A 1033-nucleotide genomic window follows, 5' to 3' on the forward strand; every position below is an offset into this window, starting at 1 on the left:
TAACGTGAGTTCGACTTAAGCTATTAGTCTATTTTGATCAATAATGTCGTTAATATTATTAATAGAAGGCTTTTTCGGGAAGTATGAATATGTAATCAAAGCAGCTAACATATTTGCTATAAAATTATTAAAGGATCTGTGTCTTGTATGTTCTACTTGACACATATTCTTTAATTCATCATTTACAGTTTCAATAAGTGCTCTTTTCTTTAAATGTATTTTATCGGCAAGTAGCATCATTGAGTTCTTCATGTTTTTTTTGATTTTAGTAACTAAATGTACTCCATCAACGAACATTTGTTCAAAAAGATCTTTACTGATATATCCTTTATCTCCAAAGAGTTTACCAAAAATACGTTTATGAAAATTCAATTCTTTTAAAGGTTTTCTATCATCAACATTGGCTGGAGTTAATAAGAAATCAAGTATTTCACCTTTATCATTTATAATTAAATGAAGTTTAAACCCCATAAACCAACCAATAGAACACTGACCTTTTGTTGCTATATTCTTAAATGTTTTATGCTGCTTTTCTCTTTTAATGTGTGACACTCTTAAAGGAGTAGAATCTATAAATGAAACTCCTGTACATTTGCCTAATCTATTAGATTTTAAGAAGATTCCTAAAGGTACAATAACCGTTTTTTGTAGTTCTACAAAGCGATTATAAGAAACAGTTTTAGGAAATTCCTTTTGCATATGAACTTTTACATAATCAATATAATAATGTTTTAAACATCTAAAACCACTATCATGAAATAAAATCAAAATAGTCATTACTTCACTTGCATTAAGTGTTGACTTTCGATTACGTTTTTTCTTTGTACTATCTGATTCAATACTATGAGATTGCAAAACATTTGAATATGCTTTAAAAAATTCATCGACTTCATAATAAATTTCAGTAATTTTGTCTGTAGATAACATAGAGATAGTTTTAGTTAAATATTTGTGATTCAGAACCTTAAATATACTAATCCTATCTCTTTTTTTATAGCTTTTTTTTGCTTTTTCTTATATCGAACTCACGTTA

Annotated in this window: 1 protein-coding gene; it reads right to left on the reverse strand. The window is 27.0% G+C overall.

Translation table 11 applies throughout. The features are described 5' to 3' along the window. Positions 1–15 precede the first annotated feature (15 nt). Positions 16–927 (reverse strand): IS982 family transposase, encoded by a 912-nt coding sequence (locus GJV76_RS15605; RefSeq protein WP_155093499.1) that lies wholly within the window; start codon positions 925–927, stop codon positions 16–18. Positions 928–1033 lie beyond the last annotated feature (106 nt).

The organism is Myroides albus (genome assembly GCF_009711045.1).
Taxonomy (GTDB): domain Bacteria; phylum Bacteroidota; class Bacteroidia; order Flavobacteriales; family Flavobacteriaceae; genus Flavobacterium; species Flavobacterium album_A.

What these genes read in the sequence shown, in the direction of transcription:
- GJV76_RS15605 (WP_155093499.1), bottom strand. Translation starts at nt 927, where the DNA reads ATGTTATCTACAGACAAAATTACTGAAATTTATTATGAAGTCGATGAA.